General features: G+C 69.5%; 24 protein-coding genes and 1 tRNA gene. 20 read left to right on the top strand and 5 right to left on the bottom strand.

Going from position 1 to position 23,207, the window contains the following annotated elements:
- Window positions 1-35: 35 nt before the first annotated feature.
- The 10 genes from hrcA to leuA all read left to right on the top strand — a co-directional run bounded on the left by hrcA (window position 36) and on the right by leuA (window position 10,046).
- Complete coding sequence (gene hrcA, locus ABS64_RS11555; protein ID WP_292683695.1) at window positions 36-1,073, top strand: heat-inducible transcriptional repressor HrcA; 1,038 nt, start codon at window positions 36-38, stop codon at window positions 1,071-1,073.
- Window positions 1,074-1,125: 52 nt separating this feature from the next.
- A complete protein-coding gene (gene dnaJ, locus ABS64_RS11550) occupies window positions 1,126-2,235 on the top strand; it encodes a molecular chaperone DnaJ (RefSeq protein WP_292683693.1) in 1,110 nt (369 codons plus the stop codon).
- A gap of 1 nt (window position 2,236) precedes the next feature.
- The gene (locus ABS64_RS11545) at window positions 2,237-2,989 is read left to right on the top strand and encodes a 16S rRNA (uracil(1498)-N(3))-methyltransferase (protein ID WP_292683691.1); all 753 of its coding nucleotides are present in this window, start codon (window positions 2,237-2,239) and stop codon (window positions 2,987-2,989) included.
- Window positions 2,990-3,012: 23 nt separating this feature from the next.
- Complete coding sequence (locus ABS64_RS11540) at window positions 3,013-3,360, top strand: HIT domain-containing protein (RefSeq protein ID WP_292683689.1); 348 nt, start codon at window positions 3,013-3,015, stop codon at window positions 3,358-3,360.
- Between the two features lie 64 nt (window positions 3,361-3,424).
- Window positions 3,425-4,495: a PhoH family protein gene (locus ABS64_RS11535; RefSeq protein WP_292683707.1), complete on the top strand. Its 1,071-nt coding sequence runs from the start codon at window positions 3,425-3,427 to the stop codon at window positions 4,493-4,495.
- On the top strand, window positions 4,492-4,959 hold the full coding sequence (gene ybeY, locus ABS64_RS11530) for an rRNA maturation RNase YbeY (RefSeq protein ID WP_292683687.1): 468 nt from the start codon (window positions 4,492-4,494) through the stop codon (window positions 4,957-4,959). The genes ABS64_RS11535 and ybeY overlap by 4 nt, the downstream gene beginning before the upstream one ends.
- The gene (locus ABS64_RS11525; RefSeq protein WP_036285017.1) at window positions 4,956-6,275 is read left to right on the top strand and encodes a hemolysin family protein; all 1,320 of its coding nucleotides are present in this window, start codon (window positions 4,956-4,958) and stop codon (window positions 6,273-6,275) included. The genes ybeY and ABS64_RS11525 overlap by 4 nt, the downstream gene beginning before the upstream one ends.
- Window positions 6,272-7,174: a GTPase Era gene (gene era / locus ABS64_RS11520; RefSeq protein WP_036285019.1), complete on the top strand. Its 903-nt coding sequence runs from the start codon at window positions 6,272-6,274 to the stop codon at window positions 7,172-7,174. Before ABS64_RS11525 ends, era begins: the two co-directional genes overlap by 4 nt.
- 1 nt (window position 7,175) lies before the next feature.
- Window positions 7,176-8,123: an NADP-dependent oxidoreductase gene (locus ABS64_RS11515; RefSeq protein WP_036285021.1), complete on the top strand. Its 948-nt coding sequence runs from the start codon at window positions 7,176-7,178 to the stop codon at window positions 8,121-8,123.
- A gap of 162 nt (window positions 8,124-8,285) precedes the next feature.
- On the top strand, window positions 8,286-10,046 hold the full coding sequence (leuA, locus tag ABS64_RS11510; RefSeq protein WP_292683684.1) for a 2-isopropylmalate synthase: 1,761 nt from the start codon (window positions 8,286-8,288) through the stop codon (window positions 10,044-10,046).
- 36 nt (window positions 10,047-10,082) lie between these two features.
- Here leuA and ABS64_RS11505 read toward each other — a convergent pair whose 3' ends face one another.
- Window positions 10,083-10,769 carry a TRIC cation channel family protein gene (locus ABS64_RS11505; RefSeq protein ID WP_036285026.1) on the bottom strand — a complete coding sequence of 229 codons (687 nt, stop codon included), beginning with the start codon at window positions 10,767-10,769 and terminating at the stop codon, window positions 10,083-10,085.
- A gap of 55 nt (window positions 10,770-10,824) precedes the next feature.
- Between ABS64_RS11505 and recO the strand changes: the two genes are divergently transcribed.
- The 3 genes from recO to ABS64_RS11490 are packed head-to-tail and all read left to right on the top strand — an operon-like array spanning window position 10,825 to window position 13,060.
- Window positions 10,825-11,553, top strand: coding sequence for a DNA repair protein RecO (recO, locus tag ABS64_RS11500; protein ID WP_016465152.1), 729 nt, complete (start codon window positions 10,825-10,827; stop codon window positions 11,551-11,553).
- Window positions 11,550-12,365 (top strand): isoprenyl transferase, encoded by an 816-nt coding sequence (locus ABS64_RS11495; protein WP_005049436.1) that lies wholly within the window; start codon window positions 11,550-11,552, stop codon window positions 12,363-12,365. Before recO ends, ABS64_RS11495 begins: the two co-directional genes overlap by 4 nt.
- Before the next feature lie 29 nt (window positions 12,366-12,394).
- Entirely contained in the window at window positions 12,395-13,060 is a 666-nt protein-coding gene (locus tag ABS64_RS11490; protein ID WP_005049437.1) for a DsbA family oxidoreductase, read from the top strand.
- A gap of 121 nt (window positions 13,061-13,181) precedes the next feature.
- Here ABS64_RS11490 and ABS64_RS11485 read toward each other — a convergent pair whose 3' ends face one another.
- Window positions 13,182-13,685: a glutathione peroxidase gene (locus ABS64_RS11485; RefSeq protein ID WP_036285143.1), complete on the bottom strand. Its 504-nt coding sequence runs from the start codon at window positions 13,683-13,685 to the stop codon at window positions 13,182-13,184.
- Between the two features lie 62 nt (window positions 13,686-13,747).
- Between ABS64_RS11485 and dusB the strand changes: the two genes are divergently transcribed.
- The 4 genes from dusB to ABS64_RS11465 all read left to right on the top strand — a co-directional run bounded on the left by dusB (window position 13,748) and on the right by ABS64_RS11465 (window position 19,026).
- Window positions 13,748-14,914, top strand: a complete 1,167-nt coding sequence (gene dusB / locus ABS64_RS11480) for a tRNA dihydrouridine synthase DusB (protein ID WP_036285031.1) — start codon at window positions 13,748-13,750, stop codon at window positions 14,912-14,914.
- Window positions 14,904-16,292 (top strand): deoxyguanosinetriphosphate triphosphohydrolase, encoded by a 1,389-nt coding sequence (locus tag ABS64_RS11475; RefSeq protein WP_292683677.1) that lies wholly within the window; start codon window positions 14,904-14,906, stop codon window positions 16,290-16,292. The genes dusB and ABS64_RS11475 overlap by 11 nt, the downstream gene beginning before the upstream one ends.
- Window positions 16,292-18,187: a DNA primase gene (gene dnaG / locus ABS64_RS11470; protein WP_036285037.1), complete on the top strand. Its 1,896-nt coding sequence runs from the start codon at window positions 16,292-16,294 to the stop codon at window positions 18,185-18,187. The genes ABS64_RS11475 and dnaG overlap by 1 nt, the downstream gene beginning before the upstream one ends.
- A 68-nt stretch (window positions 18,188-18,255) precedes the next feature.
- Window positions 18,256-19,026 (top strand): ATP-binding cassette domain-containing protein, encoded by a 771-nt coding sequence (locus tag ABS64_RS11465; RefSeq protein ID WP_036285041.1) that lies wholly within the window; start codon window positions 18,256-18,258, stop codon window positions 19,024-19,026.
- 187 nt (window positions 19,027-19,213) lie between these two features.
- Here the strand turns inward: ABS64_RS11465 and def are convergent, their stop codons facing one another.
- Entirely contained in the window at window positions 19,214-19,780 is a 567-nt protein-coding gene (gene def, locus ABS64_RS11460) for a peptide deformylase (protein WP_081767948.1), read from the bottom strand.
- Window positions 19,781-19,822: 42 nt separating this feature from the next.
- Between def and ABS64_RS11455 the strand changes: the two genes are divergently transcribed.
- The 3 genes from ABS64_RS11455 (at window position 19,823) to ABS64_RS11445 (ending at window position 21,613) form a co-directional block, all read left to right on the top strand.
- Entirely contained in the window at window positions 19,823-20,890 is a 1,068-nt protein-coding gene (locus ABS64_RS11455; protein WP_292683674.1) for a DMT family transporter, read from the top strand.
- 14 nt (window positions 20,891-20,904) lie between these two features.
- Window positions 20,905-20,981 (top strand) — tRNA-Ile (locus ABS64_RS11450).
- Window positions 20,982-21,100: 119 nt separating this feature from the next.
- Window positions 21,101-21,613 carry a DUF3145 domain-containing protein gene (locus ABS64_RS11445; protein ID WP_036318382.1) on the top strand — a complete coding sequence of 171 codons (513 nt, stop codon included), beginning with the start codon at window positions 21,101-21,103 and terminating at the stop codon, window positions 21,611-21,613.
- A gap of 146 nt (window positions 21,614-21,759) precedes the next feature.
- Here the strand turns inward: ABS64_RS11445 and ABS64_RS11440 are convergent, their stop codons facing one another.
- Entirely contained in the window at window positions 21,760-22,998 is a 1,239-nt protein-coding gene (locus tag ABS64_RS11440; RefSeq protein ID WP_061683179.1) for a beta-ketoacyl-[acyl-carrier-protein] synthase family protein, read from the bottom strand.
- Between the two features lie 67 nt (window positions 22,999-23,065).
- On the bottom strand, window positions 23,066-23,207 hold a 142-nt coding region (locus ABS64_RS11435; RefSeq protein WP_292683705.1), incomplete at its 5' end, for an acyl carrier protein.

Genomic DNA, 23,207 nt, shown 5'->3' with positions numbered 1-23,207 from the left:
CACTCGACGACCCTGAGTGCCAACAAGGAGGAGCGATGGTCTCGGAACGCGGCCTGCAGGTCCTCCGCGCGATCGTGCAGGACTACGTCGACACCCATGAGCCCGTCGGCAGCAAGGCGATCGTCGAACGTCACCAGTTCGGCGTGTCCGCGGCGACCATCCGCAACGATATGGCGCTCCTGGAGGACGAGGAGCTCATCGCCGCGCCGCACACGTCCTCCGGACGCGTACCCACCGACAAGGGCTACCGCGTGTTCGTCGACCATCTCGCCGACCTGCGGCCGTTGTCCACGGCGCAGCGCTCGGCGATCTCGTCGTTCCTCAGCGATCCGGGCGATCTCGACGAGCTCCTGATGCGCACCGTGCGCGCCCTCACGCAGCTCACCGGACAGGTCGCCATCGTGCAGTATCCGTCGTTCGCGCGCGCGAACGTCACGCACGTCGAGTTCGTCCATCTGGGCGGCCCGCGCGTGGTGGTCATCGTCGTCACCGACACCGGGCGAGTCTCCCAGCGCGTGGCCTTCCTGGCCGAGGAGCTCACCGAGGATGCCGCCCGACAGGTCAAGACCGCGATCGCGCGGCTGGTCACGGGCAAGCCCGTCGGCGAGGCCGCGGCCGCCATCGAGGCTCTCTCGGCATCCGCTGCCGACGGCACCCGCATCGACGCCGCGTTGCGCACCGCCGCGCGCATCGTGGGCGAGGAGCTCGAGGACTTCCGACAGGACCGGCTCGTGATGGCCGGAAGTGCGACCCTCGCGCGGCGCGAGGGCGACTTCCGCGGCAGCATCTACCCGCTGCTGGAGGCCATCGAGGAGCAGGTCACCCTGCTGCGTCTGATGGGCGAGATGGTCGCCGACGAGCACGGTCTCGCCGCGAGCATCGGTCGGGAGAACGAGCCTTTCGGACTGACGGAGGCCGCCGTCCTCACGAGCGAGTACGACGCAACGGGCACCCGCGCCCGCGTCGGCCTTCTCGGCCCCACCCGCATGGACTACCCCACCAACCTCGCGGCGGTCCGCGCCGTCGCGCACTATCTGAGCCGACTGCTCGACGAGGACGACACGTCCCGCTGAGCGATCCGCTCCCGAACACCGACCCGCGCCCGCAAGGGCAGGAAAGGCGATTGTGGCCGACCACTACGAAGTCCTGGGCGTATCCCGCGATGCGAGCCCCGACGAGATCAAGAAGGCGTATCGGCGTCTCGCGCGCGAACTGCACCCCGATGTCAACCCGGGAGCGGACGCGTCCGAGCGCTTCAAGCTCGTGACCCACGCCTACGACGTCCTCAGCGACCCGGAGCAGCGCCAGCGCTACGACATGGGCGGCGACAGCTCGCCCTTCGGCGGAGGCGGCGCAGGCTTCGGCGGATTCGGCGACATCTTCGAAACGTTCTTCGGCGGCGGGGGAGCACGCGCCGGCCGACCGCGATCGCGGCGTGAGCGCGGCCAGGATGCGCTGGTGCGGGTGACGCTGGATCTCGGCGATGTCGTCTTCGGCACCCACCGTGACATCGACGTCGACACCGCGGTGCTGTGCGAAACCTGCGAGGGATCGTGCTGCCAGCCGGGCACCCAGCCGGCGACGTGCGACATCTGCCACGGTTCGGGTCAGGTGCAGCGCACCGTGCGCAGTCTTCTCGGCAACGTCATGACCTCGCAGCCCTGCACCACGTGCCAGGGCTACGGCACGACCATCCCGTACCCCTGCGCGACGTGCCAGGGACAGGGCCGCGTGCGCGCACGGCGGACGGTGTCGGTCGACATCCCCGGCGGCGTGGAGACGGGCCTGCGCCTCCAGCTGCCCGGCTCGGGCGAGGTCGGCCCGGCGGGCGGTCCGAACGGCGACCTCTACCTGGAGGTCACCGTCGCCACCCACGAGGTCTTCAGCCGTGAGGGCGACGACCTGCTCGCCACCCTCGAGGTCTCGATGCCCGACGCGATCCTCGGCACCCACACGACGATCTCCTCGCTCGACGGCGAGGTCGACCTCGAGGTGCGATCCGGCGTGCAGTCCGGCGACGTCCTGACGATCAAGGGCCGCGGCATCACGCCCCTGCGCGGCGGAGCGCGCGGCGACCTCCGGGTCGGTGTGCAGGTCGTCACCCCGACGAAGCTCGACGCCAAGGAGCGCGCTCTCATCGAGGACTTCGCCAAGAAGACCAAGGCCCCGGCGCCCCGCCTGGCGCAGTTCCACCAGGGCATGTTCTCGAAGCTGCGCGACCGGTTCCGCGGCTGAGATGGCACTGCACTTCCTCGTCGACGAACCGCCGACCGACGGGCCCGCCGTCGCCGATGCGGCTCTGGGCGACGAGATCATCATCACCGGCGCCGAGGCCCATCATGCGGCGGTCGTCCGCCGCGTCCGGGTCGGTGAGGAGGTCACCGTCGGCGATGGTGCGGGCGTCTGGCTCACGGGCGTCGTCGCGGCATCCGCCCCCAAGCGCGTCGCAGTGACGGTGACCGGCCGTACCGTCACCGAGGCGCCGACCCCACGTCTCCTTCTCGCCCAGGCGCTCGCGAAGGGCGACCGCGACGAGCTCGCCGTGCAGGCGGCGACCGAACTCGGCGTGGACGAAATCGTGCCGTGGCAGGGGGCGCGCAGCGTGTCGCGCTGGAGCGGCGACAAGGCCGTCAAAGGCGTCGCGCGTTGGCAGAGCATCGTCCGCGAGGCCGCGAAGCAGGCGCACCGCTCCTGGGTTCCGCGCGTGTCGACGCCGGTGTCCGTCGCCGGCCTCGCCGCACGTGCCGCACACGCCCGCGTGCTGGTCCTGGAGCCGACGGCGTCCGTGCCCCTCAGCACCCTGTCGCTGACCGATAGCGCGGAGATCGTTCTCGTCGTCGGCCCCGAGGGCGGCATCGCTCCCGACGAACTCGACGCCCTGGCCGATGCCGGAGCCACCGCCGTCCGCCTCGGCGACACGGTGCTTCGCACCTCGACGGCCGGGCCGGCTGCCCTCGCCGTCGTCAACGCCCGCCTCGGCCGCTGGTGACGGGCGCTGACTACACTCGGAGTATGAGCGAACAGTCCATCTTCACGCGCATCCTGGAGGGCGAGATCCCGGCCGAGATCCTCGCCGAGACCGAGAACGTGTTCGCGATCCGCGACATCGCACCCCAAGCGCCCGTGCACCTGCTGATCATCCCGAAGAGTGCCGCCTACCGCGACGTCGTCGAGTTGGCCGCATCCGACCCCGCCCTCATGAGCGAGATGATCGCACTCGCGAACACTCTGGCCGCCGAGCACGCCGACGGCGACTTCCGCCTGGTGTTCAACACGGGGCCGGGCGCCGGCCAGACGGTCTTCCACGTCCACGCGCATGTGCTGGCCGGGGGACTGGACGAGGGGAGCCTCGGTGGCTGATTCCGCCGACGACGCGAACGCGACCGCACCCGCCGTCGACCGGATTCTCGCGGACGGAGTGGCGATGGTCCAGTTGCTCGGACCGCAGGACCGACTGCTGCGCGTCGTGGAGCGCGAACACCCCGACGTGCAGGTGCACGTGCGCGGCAACGAGATCACTCTCACCGGCGCCGCCGCGTCCGTTGCGCGGGCCCGCGCACTCGTCGACGAGCTGATCGCGATGGCGCGCACGGGTCAGGGCCTGGAGCCCTCCGACGTGCAGACCTCGAATCGCATCCTCCGGGCCGACACCGGCGAACGCCCGTCCGACGTACTGGGCGAGGCGATCCTGAGTTCGCGTGGACGCACGATCCGCCCGAAGACCCTCGGTCAGAAGCGCTACGTCGACGCGATCGACGAGAACACGATCGTCTTCGGCATCGGTCCCGCCGGAACCGGAAAGACCTACCTCGCGATGGCGAAAGCCGTCCAGGCGCTGCAGCGCAAGGAAGTCGACCGCATCATTCTGACGCGGCCGGCGGTGGAAGCGGGGGAACGCCTGGGCTTTCTGCCCGGCACCCTGACCGACAAGATCGACCCGTACCTGCGCCCGCTCTACGACGCGCTGAACGAGATGATGGACCCCGAGATCGTCCCCAAGCTCATGGCGTCGGGCACGATCGAGGTCGCTCCGTTGGCGTACATGCGCGGGCGGACGCTCAACAACTCGTTCGTCGTCCTCGACGAGGCCCAGAACACGACGCCGGAGCAGATGAAGATGTTCCTCACGCGTCTGGGCTTCGGCACCCGCATGGTCGTGACCGGTGACATTACCCAGGTCGACCTGCCGCAAGCAGCCTCGGGGCTGCGGCTGGTCACCCGCGTGCTGAAGGACATCGACGACATCCACTTCGCGATGCTGACCAGCGAGGACGTAGTGCGCCACAGCCTCGTCGGCCGGATCGTCGACGCGTACAGCGTGTACGACGAGCAGCGTCTCGCCGCACGGCGAGAGCGCGACGAGGCCGCCGAGTTCGCCAACCGCGCCGAGCGGCGCAGCGGCATCCCGCGCTCCAGCGGACCGAGAGATCACCTGCCGCCCCGGGACAACCGCGGACACCACGGCCCCCACGGAACACAGCGAGGACGCTCATGACCATCGAGATCACCAATGAGTCCGGCGTCGAGATCGACGAGACCGTGCTGCTGCGTCTGACCGAGAACAACCTCGCGGAGCTGCACGTCAGCCCGGATGCCGACGTCGCGATCCTCCTCGTCGACGAAGGCGCCATGGAGGCTCTTCACGTGCAGTGGATGGACGAGCCGGGCCCCACCGACGTGCTCAGCTTTCCGATGGACGAGTTGCGACCGGGCACGCAGGAACAGCCCACGCCGCCGGGACTGCTCGGCGACATCGTGCTCTGCCCCCAGGTCGCCGAGACGCAGGCACAGGCAGCCGGCCACACGACCGTCGACGAGCTGATCCTGCTGACCACGCACGGGCTGCTGCACCTGCTGGGCTTCGATCACGCCGAGCCCGAGGAGGAGCGCGAGATGTTCGGTCTGCAGCGCGACCTGATGGCCGCTTTCCACGTCTCGGAGCGTCGACGACGCGCATGACCGAGATCCTCCTGCTCCTCGCGGCGGCCCTCCTGGTCGCGCTCGGCGGTCTGATGGCGGCGCTGGACGCGGCGCTGGGCGTCACCTCGCGCGCCGACCTCGCCGAGATGGCGACGTCAGGACGCAGCGCGACCGCTCTCGGGCGGATCGGCGCCGATCCCGAAGCCCACGGCAACGCCGTCGTGTTCATCAGGATCCTCGCCGAGACGACGGCGGCCGTCGTGGTGACGGTGGCCTTCACGATCGCGTTCGACAGCATCTGGTGGGCCATGCTCGCCGCCGCGGTGCTGATGACCGTGGTGTCGTTCGTCCTGGTCGGCGCAAGCCCCCGCGCCGTCGGGCGCCAGCACGCCCGCGGACTGCTCCAGGCGTGCGCCCCGCTCGTCCGCGGCGCGCGCATCGTGCTCGGCCCCCTCGCACACCTGCTCGTGCTCGTCGGCAACCGGGTGACGCCCGGCATCCACCGCGGCGCCTCGTTCGCGAGTGAGGAGCAACTGCTGAGCATGGTCGACGAGGCCGCATCGCAGGACCTCATCGAAGAGGACGACCGCGAGCTCATCCACTCCGTGTTCGAGTTCACCGACACGTACGTGCGCGAGGTGATGGTTCCGCGCACCGACATGGTGACGATGGATGCCGCCGCCACGACGCAGCAGGCGATGCAGCTCTTCCTGGACAAGGGCGTGTCACGGGTTCCGGTCGCCGACGGCGAAGCCGACGACATCACCGGCGTCGTCTACCTCAAAGACCTCGTGCAGTTCGCGTTCCGCGATGAGACCGCATGGCGGGACGCCCCGGTCGCCCAGATCGCGCGGCCGGCGGTGTTCGTGCCCGAATCGATGAAGGCCGAGACGCTGCTGCAGCAGATGAAGCGGGATGCCGTCCATGTGTGTCTCGTCGTCGACGAGTACGGCGGCGTTTCGGGGCTCGTGACGCTCGAAGACCTGATCGAAGAGCTCGTCGGCGAGATCTCCGACGAGTACGATCCCCGCTCCAGCGAGATCGTCGAGTTGGGCGACGGACGGTACCGCGTGAGCGCGCGCCTGGGCCTCGATGAGGTCGGCGAACTGTTCGGTCTCGAGCTCGAAGACGAGGACGTCGACTCGATCGGCGGCCTGCTCGGGAAGCTGCTCGGCCGTGTGCCTCTGCCCGGTGCGACCGCGGAGTACTCCGGGCTGCGCTTGACGGGAGGCGCCTCCCGCGGGCGCGGGCGGGGCCTCGCCACGGTGTTCGTCGAACCCACCCCCAGCCTGCTCGCCGTCGACGCCGCCTTCGGCGACGATAACCGCACCGACCGGGAGGATGCCCACCGATGAGTCCCAGCCCCCAGACCCGCTCCGGGTTCGTCACCTTCGTCGGCCGTCCCAACGTCGGCAAGTCCACGCTGACGAACGCCCTGGTGGGTGAGAAGGTCGCGATCACCTCCGACAAGCCCCAGACGACGCGGCGCGCGATCCGCGGCATCGTCAACCGCCCGGCCGGCCAGCTCGTGATCGTCGACACCCCCGGCATCCACAAGCCCCGGACGCTCCTCGGCCAGCGCCTGAACGACCTCGTGGAGCAGGTGCTCGGCGACGTGGACGCGATTGGCTTCCTCGTGCCGGCCACGGAGAAGGTGGGTCCCGGCGACCGCCGCATCGCGGCATCCCTGGACGGATACCCGCGCGCGAAGAAGGTGGCCATCGTCACCAAGACCGACATCGCCTCCCGCGACGAGATCACCGAACGGCTGATGGAGGTCGACAGCTTGCGCGAGGACTGGGACGCGGTGATCCCGTTGTCGGCCGTCGCGGGCGAACAGCTTGACGTGCTCGCCGATGAGCTGCTGACGCTCATGCCGGAAGGACCCGCCCTCTACGAGCAGGGGGTCGTCACCGACGAGTCGCTCGAGGACCGCATCGCCGAGATCATCCGTGAGGCGGCGCTGGAAGGCGTGCGTGACGAGCTGCCGCACTCGATCGCCGTCACGATCGACGACATCTCGCGCCGCGACGAGGGCGAGCTCACCGATATCTACGCGAACCTGGTCGTCGAGCGCGACAGCCAGAAGGCGATCATCATCGGCCACAAGGGCTCGCGGCTGTCCGCCGTCGGCGCGCGGGCGCGCGCGCAGATCGAGCCGCTCATCGGCACGAAGGTGTTCTTGAAGCTGCACGTGCGCGTCGCCAAGGAATGGCAGCGCGATCCCAAGCAGCTCGGACGGCTGGGGTTCTGACATGACGCGGCGAACGGCGCGGCAGTGGCGGGCGGTACGGGCAGGCGGCCCCGAGGCGTGGGAGCTCTCGGAGGTCGAGGTTCCCGCCCCGGCCCGCGGCGAAGTGACGCTCCGTGTGCGCGCGGCGGGCATGAACCCCGCCGATGCGAAGCATGTTGCCGCCGAGAACGGGCAGTCCTGGCCCGTCCCGATCGGCTACGAGGTGTCGGGCGAGATCACCGCGATCGGTCTCGATACGGAGATCGGGTCGGGAGCTGCCTCCGTCGGCGACGAGGTGGTGGCCTTCCGGGTGCAGGGCGGCTACGCGACGGAGATGACAGTGGATGCCGCGAAGGTGTTCCGCAAGCCCCAGCCGCTCGGCCACCCCGAAGCGGCGAATCTGCTGCTGACCGGGACCACCGCCGCGGAGATGCTGCATGTCGTCGCGGCGAAACCGGGGGAGACGATCCTCCTGCACGGCGCGTCGGGGGCGGTGGGTGTGGCCGTGCTGCAGCTGGCGGCGCTGCGCGGCATCCACGTCATCGGGACGGCGGCGGAGAGTTCCTTCGAGCGGGTGCGTCACTTCGGCGGCGACCCCGTCGCGTACGGTCCGGGGCTGTTCGAGCGCGTGGTCGCGATCGCCGGTGACGTTCCGATCGTCGCGGCGCTGGATGCCGTGGGCACCGATGAGGCCGTCGACGTGTCGCTTGCGCTGGTCGCCGATCGCGACCGGATCGTGACGATCGTCACGCCGTCGCGGGCGAACGCCGATGGGTTCCGCTGGATCGCCGGCGCCCTTCCGGCAAGCGCCCGCTTCCGCGACGAGGCGCGCGCGGGCCTCGTCGCGGCGGCGAACGCCGGTACGCTCACCGTCCCCGTGGCGCGGACCTTCCCGCTCGAGGACGCCCCCGCCGCGCTCGCGCTGCTGGCCGAGGGACACCCCGGGGGAGCCCTGGCGCTCATCCCGTGAGTTTCGTCGAGCTCGTCGCGCAGGTGTACGCTGTCCCCATGCGCGCGTTCGGCCTCCTTCTTAGCCGCCGCGACGAGACCTCGTTCTAGGGCCCTTCTCGTCGCGGAGCTTGTCATCGTCTGACACTCGGCCCGCACCATCTGACGAAGAGAAGCGAACCCCATGAAGAACATGCAGCAGCCTTCCGGCATGCCGACCCACAAGTACCGCCCGTTCCACGAGCAGATCCGCGTCGACCTGCCCGACCGCACCTGGCCCGATGCCCGCATCACGACGGCTCCGCGCTGGTGCGCCGTCGACCTGCGCGACGGCAATCAGGCCCTGATCGACCCGATGAGCCCCGAGCGCAAGCGCATCATGTTCGAGTTGCTCGTGGGCATGGGCTACAAGGAGATCGAGGTCGGCTTCCCCTCCGCGAGCCAGACCGACTTCGACTTCGTGCGCCAGCTGATCGAAGAGAACCTGATCCCCGACGATGTGACCATCCAGGTGCTGACGCAGGCGCGCGAGCACCTGATCGAGCGCACGTACGAGGCGATCGCCGGCGCGAAGCAGGCGATCGTGCACCTCTACAACTCCACGAGCGTGCTGCAGCGCGAGGTCGTCTTCCGCAGCGACAAGCAGGGCATCATCGACATCGCGCTGAACGGCGCACGCCTGTGCCGTGAGTTCGAGAAGCGCATCCCCGAGACCGCCGTGTACTACGAGTACTCACCCGAGTCCTACACCGGCACGGAGCTGGAGTTCGCGGTCGACATCTGCAACCAGGTGATCGAGATCTTCGAGCCGACCCCGGAGCGCAAGGTCATCATCAACCTGCCGGCGACCGTCGAGATGGCCACGCCCAACGTGTATGCCGACTCGATCGAGTGGATGGGCCGTCACCTCGCCCACCGCGAGAACGTCATCATCTCGCTGCACCCCCACAACGACCGCGGCACGGCCATCGCCGCCGCCGAGCTCGGCTACATGGCCGGAGCGGACCGCATCGAAGGCTGCCTGTTCGGAAACGGAGAGCGCACCGGCAACGTCGACCTGGTCGCCCTGGGCATCAACATGCTGACGCAGGGCATCGACCCGCAGATCGACTTCAGCGACATCGACCAGGTCAAGCGCACCGCCGAGTACTGCAATCAGCTGCCCGTGCCCGAGCGCAGCCCCTGGGCGGGCGACCTCGTGTTCACCGCGTTCAGCGGGTCGCACCAAGACGCGATCAAGAAGGGTTTCGAGTCGATGGAGGCGCGGGCCGCGGCATCCGGGGTCACCGTCGACGAGATCGAGTGGGCCGTGCCCTACCTGCCGATCGACCCGAAGGACCTCGGTCGCTCGTACGAGGCCGTCATCCGCGTCAACTCGCAGTCCGGCAAGGGCGGTGTCGCGTACCTGCTGAAGACGGATCACGCGCTGGATCTGCCCCGCAAACTCCAGATCGAATTCTCCGGCGTCGTGCAGGCCAAGACGGATGCCGAGGGCGGCGAGGTCTCCAGCGACCAGATCTGGGACATCTTCACCGACGAGTATCTGCCGGCGCGCAACGCGGACGAGAAGTGGGGCCGTTTCGAGCTGCTGTCCACGCGGACGCAGAGCGACATGTCCGGCGAGGTGTCGCTGGAGGTCACCCTCCGCGACGGCGAGGAGACGATCGCGACCCGTGGCGTCGGCAACGGTCCCGTCTCGGCGTTCCTGGAGATCGTGCGGACGCAGGGTTTCGACGTGACGCTCTACGACTACGTCGAGCACACGCTCAGCGCCGGCGGCGACGCGCAGGCCGCGTCTTACGTCGAACTGCAGGTCGGCGGTGAGCGGCTGTGGGGCGTCGGTATCGACGGCGACATCTCGACAGCGTCGCTGAAGGCGATCGTCTCCTGCGTCAACCGCGCGATCCGCACGCGCGAGCGCTCCGGCTCGCTCGCCGCCGTCTGACGCCGCGTTTCGACTCGTCGCTGCGTCGAAACGACTTCAGGTGCGGATGATCGGGATCGCACTGGTCTCGACGGCGACCTTGCGCCGGTACAGCGCACGCTGTTCGGGCAGCGAGATGTCGAAGATCACCGCGAGCAGTCGGATCACGGTCGTGACCACGACCGAGGCGATCGCCGCGGCCACCAGCGGCGCACCGACGGCGTGTGCGAACGCGAGCAACGCGCAGCCGACCGCGGCCGCGACGGCGTACAGCGATCCGACGTGCATGATCGCCACCGGCAGCCCCATGATCACGTCGCGAAGGATGCCGCCGCCCACCGCCGCGCAGACGCCGACGAACACCGCGGGTACCGGGGGAAGGCCGAGCGCCAGCGCTTTGGAGGTGCCGAAGGCGCCGAACAGGCCGATGACCACCGCGTCGAGGGCAACGATCACCGCGTTGAGGCGCTCGAAGATGTTGGCCAGCAGCATGCCGACCAGAGCCGCGCCGACGGCCGTGATCAGGTACCAGTCGCTCTTCAGCGTCGCGGGCTCGACGTTCAGCAGCAGGTCGCGGATGATGCCGCCGCCCATGCCCATCACGGTGCCGACGATGACGACGCCGAGCAGGTCGAGCCGGCGCTGTCCGACGAAGCCCGACGAGAACAGGGCGCCCTGTACACCGCCGAGGCCCACGGCGAGGAGGTCGGCCCAGAGGGGGATCACGAACAGCTGCTCCGTCACCTGACCATTGTCTCCAATGCCGCCCGATGTCGGCACCGGCGGGGATAATCGAGGGGTGCCCACCTACCGCGACGAGGTCGTGGTCCTGCGCACCCACAAGCTGGGTGAAGCGGACCGCATCGTGACCATGCTCAGCCGTCGCCACGGCAAGGTGCGCGCTGTCGCAAAGGGTGTGCGCCGCACGTCGTCGAAGTTCGGGGCCCGCCTCGAGCCGTTCATGGTCGCCGACGTCCAGCTCTACCAGGGGCGCTCGCTCGACATCGTGCAGCAGGCCGAGTCGCTCGGCTCCTACGGGGCCGCGATCGTGGCCGACTACGACCTCTACACGGCGGCGCATGCCATGGTCGAGACCGCCGACCGGCTGAACGAAGCCGAAGCCACCCCCCAGCAGTACCTGCTTCTGGTGGGAGGGCTGCGCACCCTGGCCCAGGGTGGCCGGGCGTCTCGTTCCGTGCTCGACTCGTACCTCCTGCGGGCGATGTCGCTGTCGGGCTGGGCCCCGGCGCTGTTCGACTGCGCCCGGTGCGGGGCCGCCGGCCCGCACGACTGGTTCGTGGCGCAGCTGGGCGGCGTGGTGTGCGGCGACTGCGCCCCGGCCGGCTCCGCACGGCTGCGACCCGAGACCGGTGCGCTGCTGCGCGCGCTGATCGCGGGAGAATGGGATGTCGTGGATGCCGCGACTCACGCCGCCACCGCCTCGGCATCCGGCCTGGTCGCCGCCTACGCGCAGTGGCACCTCGAGCGCGGCATCCGATCCCTGTCCCACGTGGAGAGCACCCGTTGAGCCCCAAGCCCTACACACACCGCGATGCCGTGCCGTACCGCGCCCTCGATTGGACCGGCATCCATCCGCCGCGCTTCCCGAAGGGTGGGGTCCCGAATCATGTCGCCATCGTCATGGACGGCAACGGCCGCTGGGCGAACCGACGCGGGCTCACCCGCATCGAGGGTCATCGCGCGGGCGAGGAGGTGCTGCTCGACGTCGTCGCCGGCGCGATCCAGGCGGGCGTGAAACACCTCAGCGTCTACGCCTTCTCGACCGAGAACTGGGCCCGCTCGCCCGAGGAGGTGCGCTTCCTCATGGGCTACAACCGCGACGTACTGCACCGCCGCCGCGACCAGCTCAACGAATGGGGCGTCCGCATCCGGTGGGCCGGACGCAAGCCGCGCCTGTGGGGATCGGTCATCAAGGAACTGCAGTACGCCGAGCAGCTCACCGCCGGCAACGACACGCTCACGCTGACGATGTGCATCAACTACGGCGGCCGTCACGAGATCGTCGACGCGATGCGGGCGATGGGCGAGCAGATCGCCGCCGGGCGGTTGAAGCCGTCGGCGATCACGGAGAAGACGCTGCGCAGGCATCTCTACGTTCCGGACATGCCCGACGTCGACCTCTTCCTGCGTTCCAGCGGCGAGCAGCGCACCTCCAACTTCCTGCTGTGGGAGTCCGCCTACGCGGAGATGGTGTTCCTCGACACGCTGTGGCCCGACTTCTCGCGTACCGACCTCTGGGGCGCGATCGAGCTGTACCTGGGGCGCAGCCGCCGCTTCGGGGGAGCCGTCGACGCGCCGACGGCCGATTCCGCGGAATAGACCCGCGCACGAGAGAGGTTGCACCAGGCATGACAGACAAGATCACGATCGACGTGTGGAGTGACATCGCCTGCCCGTGGTGCTACATCGGCAAGCGCAACCTCGAGGCCGGCCTCGCACAGACGGCGGCCGACCCCGACGCCCCGCAGGTCGAAGTGACCTTCCACTCCTTCGAGCTTTCGCCGGACACACCGGTCGACTTCGAGGGCGATGAGCTGGACTTCCTCGCCGGGCACAAGGGGATGCCGCGGGAGCGCGTTCGCGAGATGCTCGACCAGGTCACCGGTGTGGCCGCCGGGTCGGGGCTGGAGTACCGCTTCGACCTGCTGCAGCACACCAACACGGTGAAGGCCCACGAACTGCTGCACTTCGCGAAGGCACAGGGCCGTCAGAACGAGATGGCCGAGCGGCTCATGTCGGCCTACTTCACCGAGGGCAAGCACGTCGGGCGCGTCGACGATCTCGTCGCCCTCGCCGCCGAGGTGGGCTTCGACGCCGATGAGGTGCGCGATGCCCTCGAGTCGAGCCGGCATCTCGCCGATGTGCGCGCCGACCAGGCGCAGGCGCAGGCCTACGGCATCCAAGGCGTGCCGTTCTTCGTGATCGACGGCAAGTACGGCGTCAGCGGCGCGCAGCCCGCCGATGCGTTCGCGCAGATCACCCGCCAGGTGTGGACGGAGAAGCAGGACGCCTGAGACGTCGCGTTTCGAATCGTCTGCGTTTCGACTCGTCGCTGCGCTCCTCGCTCAACGACCGGGGGTCACGCCTCCCGGTCGTTGAGCGAGCGTAGCGAGTCGAAACGGGCCGCAGCAGGGCTCAGGCGGGGAGGCTGGCCTCGATCGCCGCGATCACCTCGGGCGCGTCGGGCTTGGTCTGTGGCCGGAAACGGTGCACCTCGCCGGTCGGCGTGACCAGGAATTTCTCGAAGTTCCACATGACCGGGCCCCTCGCCCCCTCCACGTTCTTCGCCTTCTTCAGCGCCTTGTAGAGGGGGGCGGCGTGCGAGCCGTTCACCCGCACCTTGTCCATGATGGGGAAGCTGACGCCCCACGTGACGGCGCAGTACTCCAGGATCTCCTCCATGGAGCCCGGCTCCTGACCCATGAACTGGTTGCAGGGGAAGCCGATGACCTGCAGACCCCGGTCGCCATAGGTGCGCTGCAGCTCTTCGAGCTGCTCGTACTGCGGCGTCAGACCGCACTTGGATGCGACATTTACGAGGAGAACGGCGCGATCGCCGAACTCGGCGAGGGTGTGCTCTGCGCCGGTAGCGTCGGTGTAGGGGATGTCACGAAGCTGCGCTGTCTGTGTGTCGGCCATGTTGTCCACGATAGAGGCGCAGACCGGCGCACCGGCCGCGTGAGTCTGGGAGAATGGACAGGATGTCCCTCTCCGTCTCCACCGGCGCCGCGCTGCGCATCGGCCCCATCGCGCTCGATGCACCCGTGGTGCTCGCGCCGATGGCCGGTATCACCAACACCGCCTTCCGTCGGCTCTGCCGCGAGTACGGCGCGGGACTCTACGTCTCGGAGATGATCACCACTCGCGCCCTGGTCGAGCGCAACGCGACCACGATGCGTTTGATCACACACCACGAGTCGGAGACTCCGCGCTCGATCCAGCTCTACGGCGTCGACCCGGCGACCACCGAAGCGGCCGTCCGACTTCTCGTCGACGAGGACCGCGCCGATCACATCGACCTCAACTTCGGCTGTCCCGTGCCCAAGGTCACGCGCAAGGGCGGGGGAGCGGCACTGCCGTGGAAGCTCAGCCTGTTCCGTGAGATCGTCACGCGCGCCGCACGCGCCGCCGGCGACGTGCCGCTCACCGTCAAGATGCGCAAGGGAATCGACTCCGACCACCTCACGTTCCTCGACGCCGGCCGCATCGCGGAGGATGCGGGCGTCGCCGCGGTGGCCCTCCACGCGCGCACGGCTGCGGAGTTCTACTCCGGCCAGGCCGACTGGGCGGCGATCGCCGAGCTCAAGCGGGCCGTGACCAGCATTCCGGTGCTCGGCAACGGCGACATCTGGTCGGCGGACGACGCCGCGCGGATGATGGCCGAGACCGGGTGCGACGGCGTCGTGGTCGGTCGTGGCTGCCTCGGGCGTCCCTGGCTGTTCGGCGATCTCGCCCGCGGTCTCGGCGGCCCCGCTGCCGCCGCCGCAGCGCCCGTGGACGCGACACTCGGTTTCGTCGCCGCCGCCTTCCGGCGCCACGCGGAGCTGCTCGTCGAGTTCTTCGAGGACGAGGGCCGCGGATGCCGCGACATCCGCAAGCACGTCGCCTGGTACTTCAAGGGCTATCCGGTCGGCGGTGAGACGCGGGCACAGCTGGCGACCGTGTCGACCCTCGCCGAGATCGACGATCTGCTGGCGACGCTGGACCTCGACGCCCCGTACCCGGGCGCAGCCGCCGAGGGCCAGCGCGGGCGTGCCGGCACGCCGAAGCGGCCGGCGTTGCCCGACGGCTGGCTGCAGAGCCGCGAGATGACCGGCGACGCGGCACGCGCCCTCGCCGACGCGGAGGTCGACACCAGTGGCGGGTGACGCGAGCGGTGTGGCCATCGCCTCGGGCCGCCCCTCCGGATACGACGACCACGACGCCGAACGCTTCATCCCCGAGCGGCACCGCTCACAGCGCGACGGGTTCGCCCGTGACCGGGCTCGCGTGCTGCATTCCGCGGCCCTGCGCCGTCTCGCGGCGAAGACGCAGGTGCTCAGCCCCGCCAGCCCCGCCGACTTCGCCCGTAACCGTCTCACGCACTCGCTGGAGGTCGCGCAGGTCGGTCGGGAGCTGGCGATCGCGCTCGAGCTGTCGCCGGACGTGGTCGACACCGCGTGTCTGAGCCACGACATCGGGCATCCGCCGTTCGGCCACAACGGCGAACGCGCACTGAACGATTGGGCTGAGGACATCGGAGGGTTCGAGGGCAACGCCCAGACCCTCCGGATCCTCTCCCGCCTCGAACCGAAGGTGCTCGACGCCGAGGGTCGTAGCGCAGGGCTCAACCTGACCCGTGCGAGCCTCGACGCGACGTGCAAGTACCCCTGGACCGTCGAGCATGGCGTTCCCGACCCCGGCGGGCGCGAGAAGTTCGGCGTCTATCCCGAGGACGAGACCGTCTTCCGTTGGATGCGACAGGGGGCGCCGGGTCGCGTCCGCTGCATCGAGGCGGAGGTCATGGACCTCTCCGATGACATCGCCTACTCGGTGCACGACTTCGAGGACGCCGTGCTCAACGGCTACCTGGATCCCGCGCGGCTCGCGGACGTGCGGGAGCACGAGGCGCTGCTGACCGCCATCCAGGCCTGGGTGGGCTTCGGATTCACCCGCGACGAGCTCGCGGACGCGCTGTACCGACTCACGCGGATTCCCGAGTGGCTGCCCGGCTTCGACGGGTCGCGCGCGGCGCTGGCGGGGCTCAAGAACCTGACCTCCGACCTCATCGGTCGCTTCGCACGCGCGGCGACGACGGCGACCCGGGAGCACTACTCGGCCCCCGTCCTCACCCGGTATCACGGACGCGTCATCGTGCCGCGCGTCATCGAGGCCGAGATGGCGGTGCTCAAGGGCATCATCGGAGCGTTCGTCGTGACGATCGACGGCCGGCGCGGCCTGTACAAGGAGCAGCGTCGGGTGCTCAAGCGTCTCGCAACGGCGCTGTGGGAACGCCCCGAGCACCTCGACCGCCTGCACGCGGAGGATTTCGCCGCGGCATCCACCGACACCGCGCGCAAGCGCGTGATCGTCGACCAGGTCGCGAGTTTCACCGACCGCTTCGCGATCGAATGGCACGCCCGTCTGATCGGGCCCGTGGATCTGCGCGAGCTGGGCCTGCGCTCCGGCGACGGCCGCACGATCGCCCCCAGCGGCTTCGCCCTGCCGGAGCCCATCGCGGGGCTCTGGCCCGCCGAGGGGCACTGATGGCGCGTATCCGGCAGTCGGACGTCGACGAGGTCAAGGCCCGCATCAACATCGGCGACATCGTCGGCGAGCGGGTAGCGCTGAAGTCCGCCGGTGTCGGATCGCTCAAGGGGCTCTGTCCCTTCCACGACGAGCGCAGTCCCAGCTTCCACGTGCGCCCGCAGGTCGGCTACTACCACTGCTTCGGGTGCGGCGAGTCGGGCGACGTCTACTCGTTCCTGCGGGCGATGGACCATCTCTCCTTCACCGAAGCGGTCGAGCGCCTCGCGGCGCGCATCGGATACACGCTGCACTACGAGGACGGCGGAGCGGCCCCCGAGACGAGCGGGCGCACGCGGTTGTACCAGGCGAACGCGGCCGCCGCCGAGTGGTTCCGCGGCCAGCTCTCATCGCCGGAGGCCGACGCCGGGCGGCGTTTCCTCGGTGAGCGCGGATTCGACGCCGGCGCCGCGGCGCACTTCGGCGTGGGGTACGCGCCGAAGGGCTGGGACCACCTGCGCGACGCGATGCGCGCCCAGGGATTCAGCGATGAGGAGCTGTCGGCCGCGGGACTCGTGTCGCAGGGTCAGCGCGGCGTCTACGACCGCTTCCGGGGACGCGTCGTCTGGCCCATCCGCGACGTCACCGGACAGACCATCGGCTTCGGCGCACGACGCCTGTACGAGGACGACAAGGGCCCGAAGTACCTCAACACCCCCGAGACCACGATCTACAAGAAGGCGCAGGTGCTCTACGGTCTGGACCTCGCGAAGAAGGACGTGTCGCGCTCGCACCGCGTCGTCGTCGTCGAGGGCTACACCGACGTCATGGCGTGTCATCTCGCCGGCGTCACGACGGCGGTGGCCACCTGTGGCACCGCCTTCGGCTCGGATCACATCACCGTGCTGCGCCGCGTCATGGGCGACGACACGGCGGCGGGCGAGGTCGTGTTCACCTTCGACCCGGATGCCGCGGGCCAGAAAGCGGCGCTGCGCGCCTTCGCCGATGCCAAGCGCTTCAACGCGCAGACCTACGTCGCCACCGGTCCCCAGGGATTGGACCCGTGCGATCTGCGGTTGGAACGCGGGGATGCGGCGGTGCGTGCCATGCTCGACACCAAGGTGCCGATGTTCGAGTTCGTCATCGATCAGCGTCTTTCGGGCTTCGACCTCGCGAGCGTCGAGGGTCGCGTCGGGGCGTTGCGGGCCGCTGCACCCGTCGTGGGGGAGCTGCGCGACCCGCTGCTGCAGCCGGAGTACACGCGAGTGCTGGCCCGCCGCCTCGGCATGGACACCGAGGGCGTCCGCCGTGAGGTCGACCGCGCCGCGCGAGACAGCGCACGCCGAGAGGGCGACGCACACCGCCCCACGTCGACCGCGTCCGCGAACTCCTCGAGCTCCGACGGGACCGCGCCCACACCCGTGGTCGACGAACCCGCACTCCGGATGAACCTGCGCACACTCCCACGCACCGCCGACGCAACGCTCGAGCGCGACGCCCTCATGGGTGTGCTGCAGTACGGTCACCTCGTCGACGGCGAGGAGGTGGATGCCGCCCTCGCGCTGCCCATGCAGATTCCCGCCCTCGACGCGGTGCGCCAGTCCCTCCTGGCGCAGGGCGACCGCAGACGCATCGGCTGGGCGTCGACGGCGGTGGAGTCCGTGCGCGAACCGTATCGCTCGCTCGCAGTGGAACTGCTGACCGCGGACTTCCCCGCACTGACCGAGGCGGAGGCAGCGGCCTATACGCGCGGGCTGGCCCGCAAGCTGCGCCTGCGCGCGGTCGACCGGGAGAAGAACGAGTTGCTCGGCACGATCCAGCGGCTTCCCCCCGATTCGGAGCAGGGTCGGGCGGTGCGGCTGGCGCTGCGCGAGCTGGATGCGCGCCGGCGCGCTCTGACCGAGGCTCCGCTCTGACCGGGTGGCGCGGCCGCACGCGCACGGGCGCGGTGGCGCGCGCGGGCGAGAGCAGGCAGGATGAGCGCATGCCGCGTCGTGCCCCCACCGACAATCCTGCCGCTCTTCGCTGCGACGACCTGTCGATCGCGCGCGCCGGAGTGCGCGTCGTCGACGGAGTCAGCTTCCGGGTCGACCCGGGCCGCGCGCTGGCGGTGATGGGCACGACCGGATCAGGCAAGTCCACGCTTGCGGCCCTGCTCGCCGGCGCGGACGACGACTCGCTCGCGGTCGTCGGCGGCGACGCCTGGGTCGACGGCACGGCCATCCGGCGCAGGGGACGCGCTGCACGCGTGCGCGCCTACTACACCGGGTATGTCCCGCAGCGCGCAGGAGCCGGGCTTCCGGCACGGCTGACCGTCGGAGACGTCATCGGCGAGCCGATCACGAGCCGAGATCGCCGCGTCAATCAGCGAGCCTTGGCCGTCCGGGTCGCCGGGCTGCTGGACGAGTTCGAGCTTCCCCTCGGGGCGGCCACCCGGTACCCCTACGAGCTGAGTTCAGGGATGCGACAGCGCGTCGCGATCGCGCGCGCACTCGTGCTGCAACCACGGGTCTTCATCGGCGACGACCCGTACGCCAACCTCGACGTCGAGGTGAGACAAGCCGCGCGCGATGCGCTGCTGCGTCGGCGCGACGAGGACGGCATGGCGATCCTGATGGTCACCAACGACGCCGAGGCCGTGCGGGAGTTGGACGGCGATGTGCTGGTGCTGCGGGCCGGCCTGCCCGTGGGGTACGGGCACGGCACGACCGATCTGCTGTGGACGCCCGACGGCGGCACCCGCATGGTCTCGTGAAAACGTGCCACGTGTCACGAGCACACCTCGACGTAGCTCAATTGGCAGAGCAGCCGGCTGTTAACCGGCAGGTTCTTGGTTCGAGTCCAAGCCGGGGAGCGAACGGCCCCAGACTCCACTCTGGGGCCGTTTTCGTTGCCCGGCGCGAGGCTTCAGACTGGACAGCTCGTACAGCGTCGATCGAAGATCAGGCGTCGAGATCGTCGATTCCCGGCGTCCAGGACGCCCCAGGACGACCCCAGCCGCGCTTGCGGGCGATCTTCTGGACGGTCTTCCAGTCACCGTCGTCCAGGCGGTCCACATACAGGATGCCGTCGAGGTGGTCGAACTCGTGCTGCATGATGCGCGCGCGCCAGCCATCGACCTGGATGCGGATCGGCTCACCGTCGAGATCGATGCCGGTGACCAGAACCTCATCGGAGCGGCGCAACGCGAAGCGCTCGCCCGGGAACGACAGGCACCCCTCCGACTCGTCGTCCGGGTCGGGTGCCCCGGGCACCGACGGACGCATCCACAGTTCGGGGTTGAGGATGACTCCGCGCCAGGGCTGCCCGTCATCGTCTTGGTAGCTGTACGTGTAGATGCGCAGGCCCACCCCTACCTGGGGGGCCGCGAGACCGACGCCGGGGGCGGCATCCATCGTCTCGAACATGTCTGCGACGAGTGTGCGGATCTCATCGGTGATTTCGGAGACCGGGTCGGCGGGGGAGTGCAGGACGGGATCGCCCATGATGCGAATCGGAAGAACAGCCACGTCCTGAGCCTATCGAGCACACCTGGCGGTTAGTGTCGAGGGGTGCATGCCGCCCTCAACGACCTCGGAGACGTGACCGACAAACTCGTCGGCGTCTTCGCGGACCCCGGCATCCTCATCGGCATTCCGCTCGCGCTGCTGGGCGCGGTCTTCATGTCCTTCGGCGCACAGTATCAGCACCGCGGCGTACAGAAGGTCGAGAGACTCACGTCCACCGCCGGCGGCACCGGTCTCACCGGCGGACAGATCTGGAACCTGCTGCGCCGACCGTCATGGGTGGCCGGCACGGTGATGCTGGGACTGGCCATCGTGTGCCAGCTGACGGCACTGTCGTTCGCCCCCCTCATCCTGGTGCAGCCTCTCGGCGCGGTCTCGTTGGTCATCACGACGCTGCTCAACGCCCGAATCAGCGGCCTCAAGCCGACGCGGCGCTCACTGACCGCCATCGGCCTCTGCGTCGCCGGCATCTTCGTGTTCGTCACCATCGCCGCCCTGTATGCGACCGAGACGCCGATCAGCGACGGGCAGCTGATCACCGTTCTTCTGATCCTCGCCGGCGTCGCCATCGTCCTGACGGCGCTGTGGCTGTGGCTGCGCACCCGGATCGGCGCCCTGTTCTACATCGTCGCCGCCGGCATCATGTACGGCTTCGTCGCGACGCTCGCGAAGGTCGTGCTCAGCCGCATCCGCACCGGCGATTTCGAGTGGCTCACGATCGTCTGCATCGCCGCACTGCTGACCGGCACCGCGATCGGCGCCTACTTCGTGCAGACTGCCTACGCGTCCGGCCCGCCCGACCTCGTCATCGCCGGTCTCACCGTCATCGATCCGATCGTCGCCATCGTGATCGGCCTGGCCGTGCTGCGCGAAGCCGACGGCGCCCCCCTCTGGGCCTACGGCGGCTTCGTCGTCGCCGGCGCGCTGGCCGTGAGCGGCGTCTTCCAACTGGCTCGCCACCACCCGCAGGTGATCAGCGACAGCCAGGAGATCCCCATCACACGCGGGAGCGGCGAACAGGTCTCGCCCGGATCGCAGCGCCTCACGGATGCCGTGGCGAAGGTGTGGCCCGAGCCACCCGTGCGCGATCGGGACGACCCGCGCCCCCGCTAGACTTCCAGGAACAGGGGGCGGTGGCCAAGCTGGTCAAGGCAGCGGGCTCATAACCCGACGATCGTGGGTTCAAGTCCCACCCGCCCTACCAATGACACGGTTGTGATTCCGCGTCGTTATCGGCCATAATGGGCCCACAACCACATAGGCGCCACGCATCCGACACTCAGGTCGTAGGGGAAGACGTACCTGAAGAAACGGAGACTCGCGATGGCGACCACGTCGACCCCACAGGCGCGCGGAGTGATCTACATCCACTCCGCGCCACGTGCGCTGTGCCCCCACTTGGAGTGGGCCGTCGGTCGCGCCCTCGGGCGCGCGGTGAGCTTCGAGTGGGCGGATCAACCCGTTCTCACGGGAAGTCGCCGCGCGGAGTTCTATTGGGAGGGTCCCGCCGGCACCGGCGCGGCCCTGGCGACCGCGATCCGCGGATGGGAGCATCTGCGGTTCGAGGTGAGCGAAGACCCCACGCCGCGCTCGGACGGCGGGCGCTGGATGCACACTCCTGATCTCGGCATCCACTATGCGCAGACCGACACCGCGGGCAACGTCGTGATCGGTGAGGATCGCATCCGCTACGCAATGGAGATCGCCGCCGGCGACCCGTACGACCTGCAGCGCGAGCTCCAGGTCGCGCTCGGGTCGACCTGGGACGAGGAGCTCGAGCCGTTCCGTCACGCCAGCGACGACGCACCGGTCGTCTGGCTGCACAAGGTGGGCTGACAGACCCACCACGGACCTCAGACGGGTGGAGGCACCAGTACCGGCTTCGGACGGCTTCCCGGAGACCGAGACCGCGCATCCCCGTCTGACACGAAAGACGCCCCCGCCATCCTCACGGATGCGGGGGCGTCTTCACGTGCGCATGCTCAGACCGAAGCGAAGGCGGCGACGGCGTTGTGGCCGCCGAAGCCGAACGAGTTGCTGATCGCGAGCTGCGGACCGTCGCCCAGCGGCGTCGGTGCGCCCGACAGACGGAACGGGACTGCGGGATCCTGCTCCGTGATGTTGATCGTCGGAGGGGCCACCCGGTCGCGGATGGCCAGGATCGTGAAGATCGCCTCGAGCGCGCCGGTACCACCGAGCAGATGACCGGTCGAGGCCTTCGTCGCCGACACCGGGATCTCGTCGATGCGGTCACCGAACACACTCTTCAGCGCGACGTACTCGTTCGGGTCGCCGACCGGCGTCGAGGTCGCGTGGGCGTTGACGTGGGTCACGTCGTCGGGGGAGGCATCGGCCATGGCCAGAGCCATGCTGACGGCGCGCGCGGCGCCCGTGCCCTCGGGGTCGTTCGCTGTGATGTGGTATGAGTCCGCCGTGACCCCTCCGCCCACGACGACCGCGTAGATCTTCGCGCCGCGGGCCTTGGCGTGCTCCTCCGTCTCGAGGATCAGCACGCCGGCACCCTCGCCCATGACGAATCCGTCGCGGTCGATGCTGCCCGGACGCGACGCCGTCTCGGGGGAGTCGTTCCGCTTGGAGAGCGCCTGCATCGACGAGAACGAGGCGATCGTGACGGGGTGGATCACCGACTCGGTGCCTCCCGCGATCACCACGTCGGCGAGGCCGTCACGCAGGTGCTCGATGGCGTTGACGATCGACTCCGTGCTGGACGCACAGGCGCTGGCGACCGTCCGCGCATACGCGCGGGCACCGAAATGCAGCGACAGGTTGCCCGCCGCCGCATTGGGCATCAGCATCGGAACGGTCATCGGCAGCACCCGACGCGGGCCCTTCTCGCGAAGCGTGTCCCACGCATCCAGGAGGGTCCAGAGACCCCCGATGCCGGTCGCGAAATCGACCCCCAACCGTTCCGGGTCCACCTCCGGGCTCCCGGCATCCGCCCACGCCTCCATCGCGGCGACGAGCGCGAACTGCGAGGACGGGTCGAGACGCTTGGCGATCGGGCGCTCGAGCACGGTGTCCGGGCGCACGGCGGCCTGCGCCGCGAAGGTGACGGGCAGGTTGTACTGCTCGACCCAGTCGTACTCGAGGGTGCGAGCGCCGGAGGCGCCACCCAGCAGCGCGGCCCAGCTCTCCGGCGCGGTGCCCCCGATGGGGCTCGATGCGCCGATGCCGGTGACGACGATTCGGGGAATGCTCATGGTCTCCTCGGATGCTCCGGTGGGGGCACGACGGCCCCCACCGGGGTGCAGGTGGCGAGGCCTGAGGTCAGGCCTGGTTGGTGGTGATGAAGGTGACGGCGTCGCCGACGGTCTTGAGGTTCTTGACCTCTTCGTCGGGGATCGTGACGCCGAACTTCTCCTCGGCGTTGACGACGATCGTCATCATCGAGATCGAGTCGATGTCGAGG

This window comes from Microbacterium sp. SCN 69-37 (assembly GCF_001724435.1).
GTDB lineage: Bacteria > Actinomycetota > Actinomycetes > Actinomycetales > Microbacteriaceae > Microbacterium > Microbacterium laevaniformans.
Note: the sequence above shows the minus strand (reverse complement) of the source record. Positions and strands in the feature narration are given on the sequence as shown.